The sequence below is a fragment of the Actinoplanes sp. NPDC051537 genome (assembly GCF_055586105.1).
In genome coordinates, this window is record NZ_JBVJIU010000013.1 from 235,858 (window position 1) to 252,951 (window position 17,094).

11 protein-coding genes and 1 tRNA gene are annotated in these 17,094 nt (G+C 71.4%); 4 read left to right on the plus strand and 8 right to left on the minus strand.

The window, feature by feature from the left end; translation table 11 throughout:
* The first annotated feature begins 1 nt into the window (after nt 1).
* Complete coding sequence (locus ACZ6TB_RS30830) at nt 2-2,695, plus strand: helix-turn-helix transcriptional regulator (RefSeq protein ID WP_465559910.1); 2,694 nt, start codon at nt 2-4, stop codon at nt 2,693-2,695.
* Between the two features lie 109 nt (nt 2,696-2,804).
* Here the strand turns inward: ACZ6TB_RS30830 and ACZ6TB_RS30835 are convergent, their stop codons facing one another.
* The 5 genes from ACZ6TB_RS30835 to ACZ6TB_RS30855 form a co-directional block, all read right to left on the minus strand.
* Complete coding sequence (locus ACZ6TB_RS30835; RefSeq protein ID WP_465559913.1) at nt 2,805-5,090, minus strand: transglutaminase TgpA family protein; 2,286 nt, start codon at nt 5,088-5,090, stop codon at nt 2,805-2,807.
* Between the two features lie 268 nt (nt 5,091-5,358).
* Nucleotides 5,359-6,486, minus strand: a complete 1,128-nt coding sequence (locus ACZ6TB_RS30840) for a DUF58 domain-containing protein (RefSeq protein ID WP_465560102.1) — start codon at nt 6,484-6,486, stop codon at nt 5,359-5,361.
* A 440-nt stretch (nt 6,487-6,926) separates the two neighbouring features.
* The gene (locus ACZ6TB_RS30845; protein ID WP_465559916.1) at nt 6,927-7,919 is read right to left on the minus strand and encodes an AAA family ATPase; all 993 of its coding nucleotides are present in this window, start codon (nt 7,917-7,919) and stop codon (nt 6,927-6,929) included.
* A gap of 11 nt (nt 7,920-7,930) precedes the next feature.
* Entirely contained in the window at nt 7,931-10,492 is a 2,562-nt protein-coding gene (locus ACZ6TB_RS30850) for a fibronectin type III domain-containing protein (RefSeq protein WP_465560104.1), read from the minus strand.
* 203 nt (nt 10,493-10,695) lie between these two features.
* Nucleotides 10,696-12,045, minus strand: a complete 1,350-nt coding sequence (locus ACZ6TB_RS30855; RefSeq protein WP_465559919.1) for a fibronectin type III domain-containing protein — start codon at nt 12,043-12,045, stop codon at nt 10,696-10,698.
* A 248-nt stretch (nt 12,046-12,293) separates the two neighbouring features.
* Between ACZ6TB_RS30855 and ACZ6TB_RS30860 the strand changes: the two genes are divergently transcribed.
* The 3 genes from ACZ6TB_RS30860 (at nt 12,294) to ACZ6TB_RS30870 (ending at nt 13,829) form a co-directional block, all read left to right on the plus strand.
* Nucleotides 12,294-12,378: transfer RNA gene (locus tag ACZ6TB_RS30860), tRNA-Leu, on the plus strand.
* A 114-nt stretch (nt 12,379-12,492) separates the two neighbouring features.
* Nucleotides 12,493-13,002: a hypothetical protein gene (locus tag ACZ6TB_RS30865; RefSeq protein WP_465559922.1), complete on the plus strand. Its 510-nt coding sequence runs from the start codon at nt 12,493-12,495 to the stop codon at nt 13,000-13,002.
* Complete coding sequence (locus ACZ6TB_RS30870; protein WP_465559924.1) at nt 12,999-13,829, plus strand: site-specific integrase; 831 nt, start codon at nt 12,999-13,001, stop codon at nt 13,827-13,829. Before ACZ6TB_RS30865 ends, ACZ6TB_RS30870 begins: the two co-directional genes overlap by 4 nt.
* Nucleotides 13,830-13,925: 96 nt before the next feature.
* Here ACZ6TB_RS30870 and ACZ6TB_RS30875 read toward each other — a convergent pair whose 3' ends face one another.
* From ACZ6TB_RS30875 to ACZ6TB_RS30885, 3 genes are all read right to left on the minus strand, one after another.
* A complete protein-coding gene (locus tag ACZ6TB_RS30875) occupies nt 13,926-15,002 on the minus strand; it encodes a toll/interleukin-1 receptor domain-containing protein (RefSeq protein ID WP_465559927.1) in 1,077 nt (358 codons plus the stop codon).
* 44 nt (nt 15,003-15,046) lie between these two features.
* Nucleotides 15,047-15,475 (minus strand): hypothetical protein, encoded by a 429-nt coding sequence (locus tag ACZ6TB_RS30880; RefSeq protein WP_465559929.1) that lies wholly within the window; start codon nt 15,473-15,475, stop codon nt 15,047-15,049.
* Between the two features lie 1,169 nt (nt 15,476-16,644).
* Entirely contained in the window at nt 16,645-17,091 is a 447-nt protein-coding gene (locus ACZ6TB_RS30885; RefSeq protein ID WP_465559932.1) for a hypothetical protein, read from the minus strand.
* Nucleotides 17,092-17,094: the final 3 nt, after the last annotated feature.

A 17,094-nucleotide genomic window follows, 5' to 3' on the forward strand; every position in this document is an offset into this window, starting at 1 on the left:
CGTGGAAGAGCTGCGCGGACGACGACGCGAGCAGGACGTGCTCGATCAGCTGCTGCGCGACGTCAAGGGCGGGCGCAGCCGGGTCCTGGTGCTGCACGGCGAGGCCGGCGCCGGGAAGACCGCGCTGCTGAACCACCTCACCGACCGCGCGACCTTCGGCCGGGTGCTGCGGGCGGCCGGCGTCGAGACCGAGTCGGAGATCGCCTGCTCCGCCCTCCAGCAGCTGTGCGCGCCGCTGCTGGGCGAGATCGACCGGCTGCCGCCGCCGCAGCGGGAGGCGCTGCGGGTCGTCTTCGGCCTGGCCGCCGGCGACACCCCCGACCTGATGATGATGGGCATGGCCACGCTGCGGCTGCTGGCCGAGGCGGCCGCGACCGAGCCGCTGATCTGCGTGATCGACGACGTGCAGTGGCTCGACCGGCTCTCGGCGCTGATCCTGACCTTCGTGGCCCGACGGCTGGACGCCGAGTCGGTGGCGCTGGTGTTCGGCTCGCGCGACCCGCAGCGCTTCGCCGGGCTCCCGTCGCTGCCGGTGGAGGGCCTGCCCGAGGCCGAGGCGCGGGCGTTGCTCGACGCGGTGCTGACCGGCCCGGTCGATCCGCGGGTACGGGACCGGATCGTGGCCGAGACCGGCGGCAATCCCCTGGCGTTGTTGGAGCTGACCCGGGGGCTGTCTCCCGCCGAGCTGGCGTTCGGCTTCGGCGGGACCGGCTCCCGGCCCGTTGCCGGGCGGGTCGAGGAGGGCTTCCGAAGGCGGATCGGGGCGCTCCCGGCCGATACGCGGACGGTGCTGCTGACCGCCGCCGTCGAACCGGTCGGCGACGCGCTCCTGCTGCGCCGGGCGCTCGGCCATCTGGGCGTCGATCCCGATGCGGCCGTACGGGCGGAGATCGACGGCCTCGTCGAGATCGGCGCCGTCGTGCGCTTTCCCCATCCGCTCGTCCGCTCGGCGGCGTGGCGCTCCGGTTCGGCGGCCGAGCTGCGGGCCGTCCACGCGGCGCTCGCCGCCGCCACCGATCCGGCCCGCGACCCCGACCGCCGCGCCTGGCACCGGGCGCACGCCGCCGTCGGCCCCGACGACGAGGTCGCCGACGAGCTGGAACGCTCGGCCGACCGGGCCCTGGCGCGCGGCGGCCGATCGGCGGCGGCGGCGTTCCTGGAACGGGCGGCGACACTGTCCCGCGATCCCGCCCGGCGCAGCGCCCTGATGGTGTCGGCGGCCCGGGCCCGCTTCGACGCCGGCTCGTTCGCGCTGGTCCCCGACCTGCTGGCGACGGCCGAGGTCGGCTCGATGAGCATGCTCGACCGGGCCCGGGTCGAGCGGTTGCGGGCGCAGGTGACGTTCGCGACGACGTACGGCCGGGAGGCGGGACCGCCGCTGCTGGCGGCCGCGACCCGGTTGCGTTCCCTGGACCCGGCCGCGGCCCGCGACACGTACCTGTCGGCGGTCGGCGCCGCCATCTACGCCGGCCGCTTCGGCCCCGACGACCTGCGCCGGGCGGCCACGGCGGCCCGCGAGCTGCCGGTCGGCGCCACATTCCCCGACCTGCTGCTGACCGGCCTGGTCGCGTGGGCCCTGGACGGCCCGGCGGTGGCCGCGCCGCATCTGAGCCGCGCGCTGGACGCGTGGACGCCGGCCGACGCGAAGCTGTTGTGGCTGGCCGCCTTCGTGGCCCACGAGCAATATCGGATGGACTTCCTCAGCCGCACCAGCGAGGAGGCCACCCGCTACGCCCGCGAGACCGGCACCCTGTCCCTGCTCCCGACGGCGCTGGCCATCCGAGCCGGCAGCCTCCTCTACGCCGGCCGCCTGGCCGACGCCGCGCTGCTGCAGGACGAGGTGGACGCCCTGATCCTGGCCACCGGCGGCTCGGTACAGCAGGCAACGCAGTTGACGCTGGCCGCCTACCGAGGCCACGAACAGCCGGCCCTGGACCTGATCGAGGCCCGCTTGCGCGAGGCGACGGCCCACGAGAACGGCCGCCTGTACACCTTGGCCCACCACACGAAGGCGCTGCTGCACAACGGCTTGGGCAACCACCGCCTGGCGATGGAGGCGGCCCTGGAGGCCGGTCGTCACGCCGATTTGTCGCTGCACGGCTGGTCCCTGGCCGAGCTGGTCATCGCCGCAACGCACGCCGGGGAGGCCGCGGTCGCCGCGTCGGCGCGCACCCGCCTGGCCGTGCACACATCGGCGGCGGCCACACCGTGGGCGCTCGGGACGCAGGCGCTGGCGGATGCGCTGGCCGGCCCGCCCGCGCAGGCGGAGGACCGCTTCCGGGAAGCTCTTTCCCAGCTGGCGACGACGGAGACGGCGATCGACGGCTATCGGGCGCGGCTGCTCTTCGGCGAGTGGTTACGCCGGGCCAACCGCCGGGCCGAGGCGCGGCAGGAGCTGCGGGTAGCGCACGAGGCGTTCCGCACCACCGGCGCCGAGGGTTTCGCCGAGCGAGCCGCCCAGGAGCTGGCCGCCGCCGGCGAGCCGACCCAGATTCCCGTCACCCGCTCCCCCAGCGCGCTGACCTCACAGGAGCAGGCCATCGCCCAGCGCGCCGCCACCGGCCAGACCAACGCCGAGATAGGCGAGGACCTGTTCCTCAGCGCCCGAACCGTCGAATGGCACCTCCGCAAGATCTTCGCCAAGCTCGGAATCGTCTCCCGGCGGGAGCTCCCCCGAGCCCTCGCCGACCAGTAGCGGCCCGCTCGCCCGCTCGCCCGCCCGCTCGCATCCGCGCCGCCGACAGCGCGCCGACCCCGCTGACCTCCCCGCCGCCGACCTCCCGCCCCACCTGGACGCCGCCGGCTCAGCCCTCTCGGTTCCAGCGCAGCGGACCCGGACGCACACTCCACCACACCCGCCGCCACCACGAGCGCCGCGCGCGCAGGGCATCCGCATAGGCGACGGCCTGTCGCCCAGCCCGGTCGGCCTGACCGGCGTCGGCCGCGCCCGGCGCGAACCCGACCGTGTTGATGCCGGCGACCAGGTCGTCCAGCGGCGGCAACGTTTCGGGCGGCCCCGATACAGCGGGCGCGGGGACGGCCTTGCGCAGGCGGGCTGGTCGCGGTGGGGCGGGCTTTACCGCGTACGCCGCCGCCTCGGAAGCCGCCAGGTAGGACGGCATCGGCCGGCCCGCCAAGCGCAACGCGTCCCTCAGCTCCGACCAGGCGCCCGTGATGCGGTCGTCGGGCGAGCCCGCCGCGAGACGGCGACGGCTCAGCGCGCGACGCATCGTGACCAGCGTCAACGCGGCCGCCGCGAGCACCAGCAGCAGCGACCCCGACGCTCCGCCGGCCACCACCGCCGCGCCCGGCCCGCCCCCGTCGCCCGCCGCCAGAACCGCCGGCGGCGCCGACGACGCGGAATCACTCGGCGTGGGCGGCTCCGAAGGCGGCGACGGCGGTTTGGTCGGCTTCGGCGTGAAGTCCTCCTCGACCGGGCGCGGGTTCTTGCTCTTGGGCATCGGGTCGAACGCCACCCACCCGAGCCCGTCGAACAGCACCTCCGGCCAGGCGATCGCGTCACCGCCGGTGACCGTCCCGCCCGCGGCCGGCGCGTCGAAGCCGACCACCACCCGGCTCGGCAGCCCGGTCAGCCGCGCGAGCAGCGCAAACGACGCGGCGAACTGCTCCGACGTCCCCCGCTGCCCACCCTGATCACGAGGCCCGAACAGGAAAAAGGCGAGATTGGGGTACGCGTGACCGCTCGGCGCGTCGGCGACCTTCCGATAATGCTCGGCCAGAAACTGCTCGATCGCCGAGGCCCGGTCATAGGCGGCGCCGTTGCCGTCGGCCAGCTGGTCGGCGAGCCGCTGGATCGAATCGGGCACCCCCGCCCCGACCGCCAGATAGCGCGCGACCGCATCCCCGGACGGCGAGTCCGCGGTGGTGAGCAGGTTCAAATCGGGCGTCTGCACCTCGGAGACGACGTCATATTTCACGCCGGTGGCCAGCTGCTCGGGCCGAATCAGCGTGCCGGTGGCGGCGTCGAACGCCACGCGCGCCCCCGTGACCTCGGTCGGCGTCGGCACGACGGGCATGAGCCGGCCGGTCAGTCCGTCGATGGTGATCTGTTGCCGTACCTCCGAAATCGCCGCATCCGCCAGCCGCGGCTGCTGCGGAAGCACCCGCCCCGCGTTGCGGTAGGTCGCCCCCACCCGCCAGGTGATCCCGTCGTAGTCCGGAAGTACCGCCAGCCGAAGCCGCACGGTCTTGCCCTTCTGTCCCTGCACGCCGGCAAGATCGAATAGATGCTGCTCGGGCGCCAGAGCCCAGCCCGAGATCCGGTTGAGGGGGCTCTCATCGAGGCTGTCGACCTGCGGAGGCTGCACGTAGCGTCGCGGGTCCACGGGGGCCGCGCTGACCTGCCCGCCTACCCAGGGTGCGATCGCCGCCGCACCGACCAGGACCACCGCCAATCCCCCGGCCGCTCCCGCCATCGCCCGAGCGCGCACGGCCAATCCCGCCGCCGTCCGCCCGCGCACAGCCAATCCCGCCGCCGCCCCGCTGCTCTCGGCCGCACCCGCCGGCCCTGCTCCCCGCCCGCGGCCCCTTCCGGACATTTCCGAAGTTTCGTCCTTTGATGTGCTGATGGCCAGTGCCGCGATGGCGCATCCCGCGAAGGCCAGCGTGGTCCAGCCCGCGGTCTCCGCGTTGGGACCGACCACGTAGAGCGCCCCCGCGAAGAGCGCCACCGCCGGCGCCAGCCCGAGCAGCACCCGCCCCGCCCGCACCGCAACTTCCGCGCCCGCCAGCCCCGCGAGCCAGGCCGCGATCACCGGCACCACCACCGTGTCCGGCGTCGGCTCCACCGGGATCATGGCGGTGAGCAGCCGCGGAATCCCGTTCACCAGCGAATCCCGGACAATCTGGGCAACCGGTCCCGCCACTCCGGCGCGACCGGCGACAAACGACAAGACGATTCCCGTGTACGCCGCGAGCAGCACCGCCGAAACCGGGGCAACCGTCCAGTTCGGCAGCCGGCGCAGCGCCAGACTCAGCCCGACCGACCCGGCAGCCGCCCCCAGCACGAGCCACACGAGCAGGTGATCCGCGAAGATCCGCCCCAGCACCGCCCCCGACAGCGTGATCATCCCAACCAGCACCGCCGCGACGACGAGCGAGCGCCCCCACCTCACCATCCGCGAGCCCCGTCGCCCGCGCGCCCGCTCACCCGGTCAGCCGAGCGCCCGCCCACCCCGTCGCCCGCGCGCCCGCCCACCCCGTCGCCCGCGCGCACGCTCACCCGGTCAGCCGCGCGCCCGCCCACCCCGTCGCCCGCGCGCCCGCCCACCCCGTCGCCCGAGCGTCCGCTCACCCGGTCGGCCGAGCGCCCGCCCACCCCGTCGCCGGCGCGCCCGCTCACCATCCGCGGACCCCGTCCCAGGCCGCCGCGAACTCCTGCCCGCTCTCGGCCTCGATGACGATGAGGCCGTCCCCCGCCGAGACCGGCGCCGCATCCCGATCGCCGAACAGCCCCGCCAGCACCACCGAATAGGGCCCGCGCAGCCCACTCACCGCGCCGAGATCGTGGCGCCCGCCCGGTCCCGTGAGAAAGACCAGCGTGTCCCCCAGCCGCTGGGCCCGCAGCCGACGCAGCGTCGCCGCGAGATCCCCGTCCCGCAGCGTGGCCCGGGTCAGCACGTCCAGATAGGGCCCCGTCGCCACGTCGGTGACCAGATGCAGCCCGACCGGCAGATCCTCCCGCGCGGCCGCGGCCACGATCGACGCCGCCGCCTCGCACGCGGCCTCGAACGACTCCGCCGTCCCGTCGCGCACCTCGGGATGAGCCAATGCCCGATCGTCGAGCAGCACCACGATCGTCGGCTCCGACGTGTCGAGCTGCTCGCGCACCATGAGCTCGCCGACCTTGGCCGAGCTGCGCCAGTGCACGCGGCGAAGCTCGTCCCCCACCACGTACTCCCGCAACGAGTCGAACGTGATCGTCCCGTGCGGCACCTTGTCGATCCGCCCGTCGAGGCTGCGCGAGATCCCCGCCGGAACCGCCCGCAACAGGTGGATGCGCGGATGCACCCACACTTCGGCAACGCCCCCATAGGTCCGGGCCAGCCGGATCAGCCCGAGCGGATCGCCCCGGGTGACCCGCAGCGGCCCGATCGCCACCACCCCGCGCCGGCTCGTCGGGACCGGATAGTCCACGGTCGTGTCCCGCCCCGGCCGCAGCCGCAGCAACGGAACCGGCACGCTCGCCCCGCCACACCGATCGATGGCGACAAGGTTGGCCGCCCGCACCCGGCTGGTGTTACGAACGGTAAGCGTCATCCGAGCCGGCTCACCCCGCGCGACCCGATCCGGCTCGGCGACCCGCCCGACCCCGAGCCGGGGCCGCCAGAGCGCAAAGCCGATACCGCAGACCACCGCGACCAGCCCGACCGTCCCGAGCAGCGCCAGATCCGGGTAGCCGAACCGGAACCCGCCGAAGACAAGCACGATGGCCCCGACCGAGAGGCCGACGCCGCGTCCGGTGATGCCGCGATTCCGCGGAAGCCCGAACCGGCCGATCCCCCGCCAGGCACCCAGCCCGCCGGTCCCGCGCCCAGCGCCCAGCCCACCGGTTCCCCGCCCGGTCGGCCCGCCGGTCCCGCGCGCGCTCAGCTCGCCCGGGCCGCCGGTCGCCCGCGCGCCAAGCCCACCGGTCCCGAGCACGCCCAGCTCCCCCGGGCCACCGGTCCCCCGCGCGAGGACTGGGCCGCCGGTCCCCAGCGCGAGGTCTGGGCCGCCGGTCCCCGGCGCGAGGACTGGGCCGCCGCCGGCCGGCGGAGCGCTGCCGGCCGGCGACGGCGGCTCGGTGAAGCCGGCCCCGCCCGGCCGTTCGTGCCCGGCCGGACCGCCCGGCCGTTCGTGCCCGGCCAACCCGCCCGGTCGCGGTGGTGCGGCGGCGTGCCGGTCGGGCGCGCCGTTGTCGCTGGTCACGCTCCGGCCGCGACGCGGTGGCCGTCCGGCAGCGGCACCGGCACCGACCGGATCGCGTCGGCCAGCACCTCGGCCGCCGTCACCCCGCGCAGCTGCGCGTCGGCCGACAGCAGCACCCGGTGCGCGAACACCGGACCGATCAGCTCCTTGAAGTCTTCCGGCAGCACGAATCCCCGCCCGCTGATCAGCGCGAACGCGGCGGCAGCCCGGGTCAGCGCGATCACCCCGCGGGGGCTGACCCCGACGCGTACCTGCGGATGGTTGCGTGTCGCCGCCGCCAGCCGCACCGCGTACCCGTAGAGGGGGTCCGCGATGTGCACGTGCATGGCCATCCGCACCATCTCGCCGATGGTCGCCGTGTCGGTGACCGGCTCGAGCGCGTCCGGCGAGCGCATCGCGGCGCCGCGCAGCACCTCGATCTCCACCTCCTCGCTCGGGTAGCCGACCGAGAGCTTCACCAGGAACCGGTCGAGCTGCGCCTCGGGCAGCCGATACGTCCCGTCCATCTCGACCGGGTTCTGCGTGGCGACGACCAGGAACGGCTGCGGCACCGGGTGCGGCACGCCGTCGACGGTGACCCGGCGCTCCTCCATCACCTCGAGCAGCGCCGACTGGGTCTTCGGCGACGCCCGGTTGATCTCGTCGGCGATCACGATGTTCGCGAACACCGGCCCCGGGTGGAACTCGAAGCCGCGGCTGGCCTGGTTGAAGATCGTCACGCCGGAGACGTCGGAGGGCAGCAGGTCGGGCGTGAACTGGATGCGCCGCCACTGCCCCTGGACGGACGCGGCGAGCGCCCGGGCCAGCGTCGTCTTGCCCACGCCGGGCACGTCCTCGAGCAGGACGTGCCCCTGCGCGAACAGGGCGGTCAGCGCGAGCCGGACCACGTCCGGCTTGCCCAGCACCACCGTGCCGATCCGGTCGGCCAGCGCCGCGGCGACCTGGGCGAAGCCCTGGATGTGCTGCGGCGGGAGGGGTTCGGTGTGCACGTGGGCGTTCCTCAGCAGGTCGGGAGGGCGTTGATGTCGTCCCCGCCGTCGAGGTTGAGCCACGCCCACGGGATGTAGTTCTTGCCGCTGTAGTCGACCTGGACCCACCAGGTGCTGCGTTTGTCGTTGTTGTAGATGTACGCGTACACCTCGTCGCCGGCCTTCTTGCAGTACGAGGTGAGCCTCGTCCCCGGCTTGGCCCAGCCGACCTGCTTCGCGTTCTCCTGCTTGGTGATGCTGAAGATCTCGTTGCCGTTGCGGCCGTCCACGTCGGCGTCGCAGTAGGTGGCGGTGTCGCCCTTCTGGCCGTTGTTGCAGGTCGCCGTGCCGACCAGGGTGTCGGTCGTCGCCTTGCTGGTGGCCGTGACCTCGCCGGCCGCGTTCTTGGCGGTGATCGTGAACGTGTACGCCGTGCCCGCCGTCAGCCCGTCGACGGCCAGCGACGAGCAGCTGCCCGACTTGGACCCGGCCCCCGACGCCGCCATCGAGCAGGTGGCCGTGCCGCCGCCGGCGTCCACCGTGAACGAGACCGTCACCGCGGTCGTCGACGGGTTCGTGCCGGTGACCGTGATCTTCGGCTCGGACAGCGTCTTGGCCGTGGCCGTGCCGGCGTCGCTCTCGCCGGCCTCGTTGACCGCCTTGACCTGGACCGCGACCGTGGCGCCGTTCCCGAACCCGGTCAGCGTCGTAGCCGTCCCGTCGGTCACCTCCGCCGACCTGTCGCCGGCCGTCACCACGTACTTGCTGATCGCCCGCCCGTTGTCGGCCGGGGCCTGCCAGCTCACCTGGACCGCGCCGGCCTGGCTGCCCACCGTGGACGCCTCGACGCCCTCCGGCCGGCCCGGCTTGGTGAACGGCACGACGCTGCCGCTGACCGGCGACGCGTTCGACCCGGCGCCGTGCTCGTTGACCGACACGACCGTGAACGCATACTGCTTGCCGTACTCGAGCGTGCCCGCCGGGATCGTCAGCGACGTCTCGGTGGCGTCCCCGACCGGCGCGCTGCCGCCCTCGGAGATCGCCGTCACGGTGTACCGCTTGATCGCCAGCCCCTGCCCGTTGGCCGCCGGCCAGCTCACCACGACGGACCCGTCCGGCTTGGCCTCGGCCGTCACCGCGGCCGGCGCGTCCGGCACCTCGGAGGTCGGGACGATCGTGTTGCTGGTCCGGGACGGCCCGTCGCCCTTGCGGTTCACCGCGTGCACCGCGAACTGGTACGGCTCACCGTTCGTCAGCCCCGTCACGGTCAGCGACCGCTGATCGGCGCCCACCTGGAACGTCTTGCCCGCGGCCGTCACCACGTACCGCGTGATCGGCGCTCCGTTGCTCTCCGCCGCCTGCCAGGTCACCCGGGCCTCGGCGTTGCCCGCGGCCGCCTTCACGTTGCGCGGTGCGCCCGGCTTGGACACCACCGGCTTCTTCGGCTTCGGCGGCGGGGGCGTGTCGGGCGTCTTGGGCTTCTGCGGCGGGTCGCCGCCGAGCACGTCGTCGGCGTATTTGTCGACCACGCGAACCGTGTGCGCGTCGTCGACCACCCGCGCGGTCGACGAGCCCGGCGCGTTGATGAACAGGTAACCCTCGCGCACCTCGAGCTCGAGCGGCCCGCCCGGGTTGTCGAACGCGATGTCCTTGCGCGCCTTGCCGGCCGAGTCGAAGACGTGCACCGCGCCGGAATCGGTGTCGGCCACGTAGAAGTAGCCCTGCCAGGCGACGGCGGGCTGCATCTCGTCGCCGCTGCCCGGCACCGTGAAGTCGGTGTGCATGCCCTGGTCGCCGACGACGTAGACGTGCCGCGAGTCGGTCACCGTCACCGGCACCGAGCGCCCGTCGGTGTGCGCCGGCATCGAGCCCGGCCCCGCCAGCGGCAGCGTGATGGACGCGGGCTTCTGGTCACCGTGGATGGTGGCGAGCGCATTGGTCGTACGGTCGAGGACCGCCACGCCGTCCTCCAGCGTGGAGAGCGCCAGGTCGTGGCTGCTCGCCGCGACCGCCTCGGTGCGCACGATCCGCGGGCTCGCTATGTCACCGCCGGCTCCCGCCGATGACAGTCCCGCCGGCGCGATCGCCGTCACCGTGCCCTCGCTCGGCGCCGCGATCCACAGTCGCCCCTTGCCGTCGAACACGCCGCCCGTGATGCCCGGCGGGAACCGCAGTTCCTGCCCGACCGGCCCGAGCGTGCGCGGATCGAGCTGCTGCACCCGCCCCTGCACGGTGTCGACCACGAACGCGGAGTCGTCCTGCAGCGCGACCCGCACGCCCAGCCCCGGGGAGGAGGAATTGCTCCAGAACTGCTGAAGGGTGGTCAGATCCATCGAGCCGATCGCGCCCGTGTTGACGTCGCGCAGGATCACGAACCGGTCGGTCTGGCTCACCTCGAGCTGGTGCCCGCGCACGTCGGGCACGTCGACCCGGGTGTCCACCTTGGCGGTCACCCCGTTGATCCGGGCGACCTCCCCTTTGGAGCGGCTGAACACCCAGGACGCGGCGTCGAAGCTGGCCACCGCCTGATCGGCCGCGCCGAGCCCGAGCACGGTCAGCCCGAGCCCACCCGCGAGCACGAGGACGGTCGCCATCGTGACGAGATAGCCCCGACTGCGCCACCGGCGTCGTGGCGCGGTCGCCTCGATGGTGACGCTATCTGCGCTGGTCACTGGCCGCGTTCCTCCCCTTTGACGGACCCCCTCCGCAAGGACGTGGGCCATCATAGGGGGAGGGAGGTGGGCGTCGATACCCGGAAGTCACGGTTGTGGATAACTCTGGACGCGGAGCGTGATCATCAATTGGTCGACGTCGGACGGTTCGTACAGGCTTGCTGCGAGGTGGCGAACTTGTCGTCCCGATACACCGCCACCACGGCGAAGCAGTAGTTCAGCTTCACGTTGAGCCCGCTGACCTCGTAGGAGGTCTTCCCAGGTCCCAGCGTGCCGACCGGCTTCAGCTGCTGTCCCGGCTGCGCCATCGCGACCAGGAAGGACACCCTGCCGGCGGCCGGATCCGACCAGGTCACCGTGATGCTCGCGCCGGCGTCCTTGATCCGCACGTTCGAGGGCGGATCCCCCGCGAGAGTTGGCACATCTGATCCACCGTTGTCACCCGCCCGATTGGCAAGGACAAAGACGAGCGCGGCCACCGCGATAACTGCGGCCAGGACGGCGGCTATAGCCGCAAAAACACCCAAACCCCGCTTCTGCCCGTACGTCGGGGAGCCTGTTTCCAGTTGTTGCGGGTACGCCGGCGGAGGCCCCATCGGCGGCGGTTGCCCCCATTGCGGTGCGGCCGGCTGAGGCCCGCCCGCTTGAGGCCCGCCCCAGCCCGGCGCCGCCCCTTGTTGTCCGGCCGGCTGAGGTCCGCCCCAGCCCGGCGCCGCCCCCTGTGGCGCGCCGCCCCAGGCCTGGTGCGGCGGTGGTTGCTGCACCCACGCCGGTCCGGGCTGCGGCTCCACCCAGGCCGGAGGCGCCTGTTGCGGCTCGCGGACCGGCTCGGCCCAGACCTGCTGGTTGGCCGTCGACGGAGGCTGCACCAGCTCGTCCCGCCCGGCCCGCACCACCGGCAGGGTGGTCGTCGGGTCCTCCGGCTCAGGCGCCGCGGCCTGCCTGGGGACAGGAGTGAAGGCCGTCGTCGGCTCGTCCGGGGAGACTTCCGGCGGGGCGCTCACCGGCGGCGGCTCCACGCTGGGCGACCGAACGGCCTGAGTCGGCGATTCCTGGATCGAAGGAGCCGGGTCGGATGGCCGTACGGGCGCAATCGGCTCTTGCCCCAGATAAGCCCGCGCCCGCGCGACCGCCGGATGCCCACCACCCAGCGTGGCCGGCCCGAGCTCCGCCACCCGGCTGAAGGCCTTGCGCGCCTCGAGCCGGTTGCCCAGCTCCTCGGCCACCGCGCCGATGTCGTGCGAGATCTCCAGCATCAGGGCGTCGGAGTCCCCCAGCCGCCACAATCCCGCAGCGTAGGCGTTCTCCAGCACCCGCCGAGCCCCCGACGGATCATCGTCCCGCCGCAGAAGGCCGCCCAGCTGAAGGGACGTCCGCAACACATCCGGATCATCCTCAGCCAGGTTAACTTTCCCCAGCTCAACGGCCCTCTCCAGCAGCGCGATGGCCCCCGTCAGATCACCGGAGTCAGCCAACGCCTGCGCCCGCTGCCGAGCAGGAGTAAGTGGGGATGGTTGCGACACGCCCGCCATGCTCCCCCGCCCCACCCCACGAACGCCAGGCAGACCCCACCCGCCGGCGACTATGCCCGCTTTTGTCCAACCCCCCACCCCTGCTGCACCGGTCGCGGAGGGCCATGTACAGTTCTCTCCTGTGCGGCTGACCGGGCGTACCGATACTGGGTGGGATTCCCAGGGAGGGCACCGGTAGGCTGTAAGTGCAGGTCCGGGTGGCGGAATGGCAGACGCGCTAGCTTGAGGTGCTAGTGCCCTTTATCGGGCGTGGGGGTTCAAGTCCCCCTCCGGACACAGATTCTCCGCATTGGTGCGCAGTTTCCGGTGTGCGTGTTCAGAGCGATCTGGACACGCACTTTTGCTTCTCTGCCACTGGTCGCCCGGTACCGGGCGGCGGGGGTGGTCGGCATGACCGTCCCCCCAACCACGACGAACTCCGCACCGCCGCCGGTCACGCTGATCCCCGCGGTCATTCCGGCCACACCCCGCACCCGCCGGACCGCGGCGGGCACCGGCGGGCCATTGCGGCGGCCGCCGCTGCCGCTGCCGGAACCCGGCCCGGCCGGACCCCGCACCGCTGATCTGGTCTACGCGTTGACGGCGGTGGACAAGAGCGGCCGCCTCGCCGCCCGGGCGGTGCTCGCCGCGCTCGGCTGGCCGCCCGGCACCCGTCTCGAGATCGGTGAACGGGCCGGGTTGGTGACGGTCGCTGCCGCGGCCGGCGGTTGCCGGGTGCTCGACGGCCGCGGGCACCTGGTGCTGCCACTGCCGGTGCGGCGGCGCTGCCGGTTGGCCGCCGGGGACCGGCTGCTGGTGGTCGCCGATCCGGACGCGGCGACGCAGACGGGCTATCCCCTGGCCGTGCTGGACCGGCTGCTGACCGCCGATCCGGACGGCCCGCCCGGAGCGCGGTCGTGACCCGGCCGGGCAGCCGGGAGGCCGAGCTGGCGGCGGCCCGGTTGCTGCTGGACCGGATGGGCATCTCGGTCGACGAGCTGATCGCCGGACCGGCTCCCGTCGCCGCGGTGCCTTCGTTCGCCGAGTACGCGCCGGTGGTGGCCGAGGCGGTGTCACCGGGCACCCGCCGCGCGTACGGGACGTACTGGAACCGGGTGGTGCAGTACTGGGGCGCCCGGCGGCTGGACGAGCCGACGCCGACGGAAATCGCGTTGCTCAAGGCCCGCATCCAGTCCGACGCGCTGGAACGGCGCAACGGGCGCGGCGGCCGGTCGGCGGCCGAGCACCTGATCTCCGCGCTGCGCTGCCTGTACACCCGGGCGGTAGCGGACGGGCTGATCCGGGCGACGGACAACCCTGCCGCGAAAGTGGCCAAGCCCCGGCGGCTGCCCAGTACCCGCCGGGCGATCGGCGACACCCGCCTGGCAGAGATCAACCAGACCGCCGCGAGCTCCGGCGACGACCCCGGCCTGGACTGCCTGCTGCTGCGGCTGCACACCGAGACGGCCTGCCGGCGCGGCGGCGCACTGGGACTGCGGCCCCGTGATCTGGACCCGGACCTATGCCTGATCTTCCTGCGGGAGAAGGGTGGCACGTCGCGGTGGCAGCCGGTATCCCCCACCCTGATGACACACCTGCAGGCGCATTTCACCGAACGGGGCGCCGGTGACGATCAGGGCAGCCTGCTGCGCTACCGCGACGGCACCCCGCTGACCTACCGCCGCTACGACCATCTCTGGTTCCGGATCGGTCAGCGGCTGGCCTGGGTCCCTCCGCGGACTCCGTGACCTCCGGCACTGGGGCGCGGCATTCCAGAAGTCCTTCATCCGGAGAATCCGCCACGAGGCCAGCGCGACGAGAGCTTAGCGCCGGTCGGGATGGTGCTAAAGGTCAAGGCGCTTGCGTTCTGCGATGAATCGATCAGTCACGCCAGAATCGATATCGATCTTTAGTACAATCGTAAGTTCAAGATGTTCGTGCTCCGGGCTGTCGCTTGCTAAATGCGCCGGAATTTGTTCGGTTTCGGCAACTAGACGCGCCGCAAACTCTTGGATCGCATCAATTGCATTACGCGCAAACTCAGCGAGGAGGGAGAGCAGTGTAACGAATTCTTCAGGGCAGGAAGTCCCCCTAGTCTCAGCGGCCCAATCTAAGATGCCTTCATAAACTGATCCGAAGCGATCGCAGAGGTGCGCGATTCGGATTGGATCGCCAGGTTCCCCGTCTACGCCTAATGCCCACTCCTGGGCCTGAGCGCTGATTACCGTCTTAATCTGGCTTATGAGGCGCTTTAGCTCGTCTAGCTTTTGTGAGATGAATGTGCCCATTTCTTCTCCGGCAACGTGGCGTCCATTGCCGGGAGCGTATCCCAGCTCGAAATCTCGAGCCTTTTGCCCACGGGCCTCCACTCCTTGCCAGACAGCGCCGGCCAGAAGAAGGTACTCCCAGCCAGGGGGCCGTTGCGTGACCACCGCCTGTAGTGCGTCTGCCGTAAGTGGAACCCCCATCAGGCTATGCTGATCTACGACGGGCACCTCGGCGGCCGTATTGCCCAACTTCTGGAGCAGAAAATCGGCAACTTGCTCCGGCTGGACATGCCGACCATCAAGGAACCCGATAGTTGGGGGAAGCCCAGGGATCTTTGTGTCGTCAAGGCGCACTGGGAGAATGTATGCGGCGCCCCGCTCTTCGATGCCACGAGCCTGCGCGCTACGCCGTTCGTGCGAGGTCCACGCTTTCGCTACGTAGTGTGCAGACCCAAATAACACGACGTATCGAGACTTATTCCGGTAGACCTCGTCGAGATAGACAGCTAGGTCTTCGCCCCACAAGGTGGCCTGGTCAAACTGATCATAGAAGACTTGCACGCCACGGTCTCGCAGTGCACCAGCGACGCCAAGTACATAGTTGCGGTCCTCGCCAGCGAATGTGAGCGCCACGTCATACTCAAACGAGCCCATAGCCGGAACGATAGTCCACCGTGGACATGATCGCCAACACGTACTCACACGCGCAGCAGCCAAATACCCAATACCACAATGGTCAGCATGCACGGTATCGCGGCGACGGATGGAGCCGTGAGTGTGCGACTCCATGACCCCACCCCATCTTTGTACTTGGCAACCGACATATCGAAGATGGGCACCTTCGACGAACCGTCTTCGATACCAGCGACAGCAGCCGCAAATAAACCCCTATAGAGCCGCTCGAGCCGTAAGTAATAGGCGTCGAGTCCCCAAAAAATCCATGTAGGAACGACTGCCAGCAGAATGTACCCGGGCGGCATCTTGCTCTGCGAGCTGAGAAAGACAAACACGATCGTGACTACAGTGACCGACCAGCCCTTAATAGTGAAAGAATTCTGGGCAAACCTTGTCATGGCCCCCTGAATCAACTCAAGGTGGCGTAAACGAAGCTCCCTGTCCGTAGCCATACCACTCCTGCGATGGATGCGTGACTAACAACCCTAAGCCACGGACGCGGGCAATCGGGTCTATGGGGCGTCCGCCGCCACCTAGTCCAGGGAACCATCGCCGGTACAGCCGGTCGAAGAGGGGACTAATCGCACATAACGAGGCCAACTACAGCGCCAAACTGAACTGCCCTCGCTGGGCAGGCAGGCTCCGGGGACGGGCTCCGCACTGGTCAGCGGCAGGGTTCGGAGTCCGTTCCGGTCGCCTGGGCTTCGCCATGCCAGGGCGACCGGAAGACTCCCTAGGTATGCGAGTGCAAGGCGGCTCTACGAGCCGCTCGGGCCGTCTCCAGGCCGTGAGAGGTTCAAGCAGCCGCACCTACCTCTGTTGCTTCGCGGCGGGCCGTCAGGCTTGTCAGCATGACCCCCGCTTCATCAACACCGCCGGTTCGGTGATCGCCGGCGCGCTCGGCACCGGAATGATTCTCAGCGGTGAAGGCAGTGACTTGTCCGACATTCCGCTGCCGGCAAGCTCGTTCGCTTCGCCGAAGGCAACGTCGTGACCGACGATGGCGAGGCCCTCAACCGGGAGCTCGAGCAGATTTCGGTCAACCCGCGAATCGCGCGTGCGTTACGCAACAGCGGATGAGCGGAGGAGCAGCTGGCCCCGTCATGGCAGAGCTGGCTCGTGACCTCCTCGCCGGCCGCACCTCCCTACGCGCGCAATCAGGAACAGCTCGACCTACGCGGACTACTTCCGCGACGCCGCCGCCAAGTACGCCAACTGGCTGACCAGGCTCGCGCCAAAGGAGCGGGAGGCGCTGCGCAATCAGGCCGAAGACCAATTCGGTAAGCCTTATGTCGCCCACGGGTCTGAGGCATCGGGGGCAGCCTGGACGAACGAGTCCGAATCAGGGAGCAGTGGGCACCTTCCCGCTCCCGCGCACCGGCCCAACCCTCACAACAGCCCACCGAGCTTGTACAGCATGAGAGAGCCCGCGACGGCGGCGTTGAGGCTCGACCGGTGCGGACCATCGGGATCTCCACGGCGCCGTCGAGCAGGGGTCGAGCGCGTCCGCCAGAATGCCGGTGGCCTCGTGCCCGAGCAAGACGACAGTGCGGCGCGGCGCCGCAGGCAGATCGGCGAGCCGGATTGCCTCGTCCGACAGTTCCACACCAAGGATGGCCGTTCATTGCCGGCGACCGCGGCCGGTCGGCGCCGAACGCCTGAAGGTCAGGCCGGTCACTCGACCTCGCCCGTGTTGCTGCGACCGATATCGATGATCTGCCCTATCGGCGGTGCGCACCGTGCGAGGAGCGGCGATCATGGCGCCACCCCGATAGTTGTCTAATTGCGGCCCGGCCGCGGACGGGTCTCGTTCGACGAGAACGTTCGCCGGGTCCTTCGGCGGATTCGGGCGGCCGGGCGGAAGAATCGGCGCGAACACCTCGAACAATTTCTCGGCCTGCTCGAGCCGGTAGTCCTCCCAGCGCTCGGTGGCCAGCAGCCAATAGCCGCCGGCCGCGAGTTGGGCCGCCTCGTGGAAGACGCCGGCGGCCCGCAGGGCCGGGAGACCGCCGAGGCGGTCACCCAGCTCCTGCGCCATGATCGTCAGCCAGCCGTAGTCCCGGAGCACTTC

What these genes read in the sequence shown, in the direction of transcription:
- ACZ6TB_RS30835 (WP_465559913.1), bottom strand. Translation starts at nt 5,090, where the DNA reads ATGATCACGCTGTCGGGGGCGGTGCTGGGGCGGATCTTCGCGGATCAC.
- ACZ6TB_RS30850 (WP_465560104.1), bottom strand. Translation starts at nt 10,492, where the DNA reads ATGGCGACCGTCCTCGTGCTCGCGGGTGGGCTCGGGCTGACCGTGCTC.
- ACZ6TB_RS30865 (WP_465559922.1), top strand. Translation starts at nt 12,493, where the DNA reads ATGACCGTCCCCCCAACCACGACGAACTCCGCACCGCCGCCGGTCACG.
- ACZ6TB_RS30875 (WP_465559927.1), bottom strand. Translation starts at nt 15,002, where the DNA reads ATGGGCTCGTTTGAGTATGACGTGGCGCTCACATTCGCTGGCGAGGAC.
- ACZ6TB_RS30880 (WP_465559929.1), bottom strand. Translation starts at nt 15,475, where the DNA reads ATGGCTACGGACAGGGAGCTTCGTTTACGCCACCTTGAGTTGATTCAG.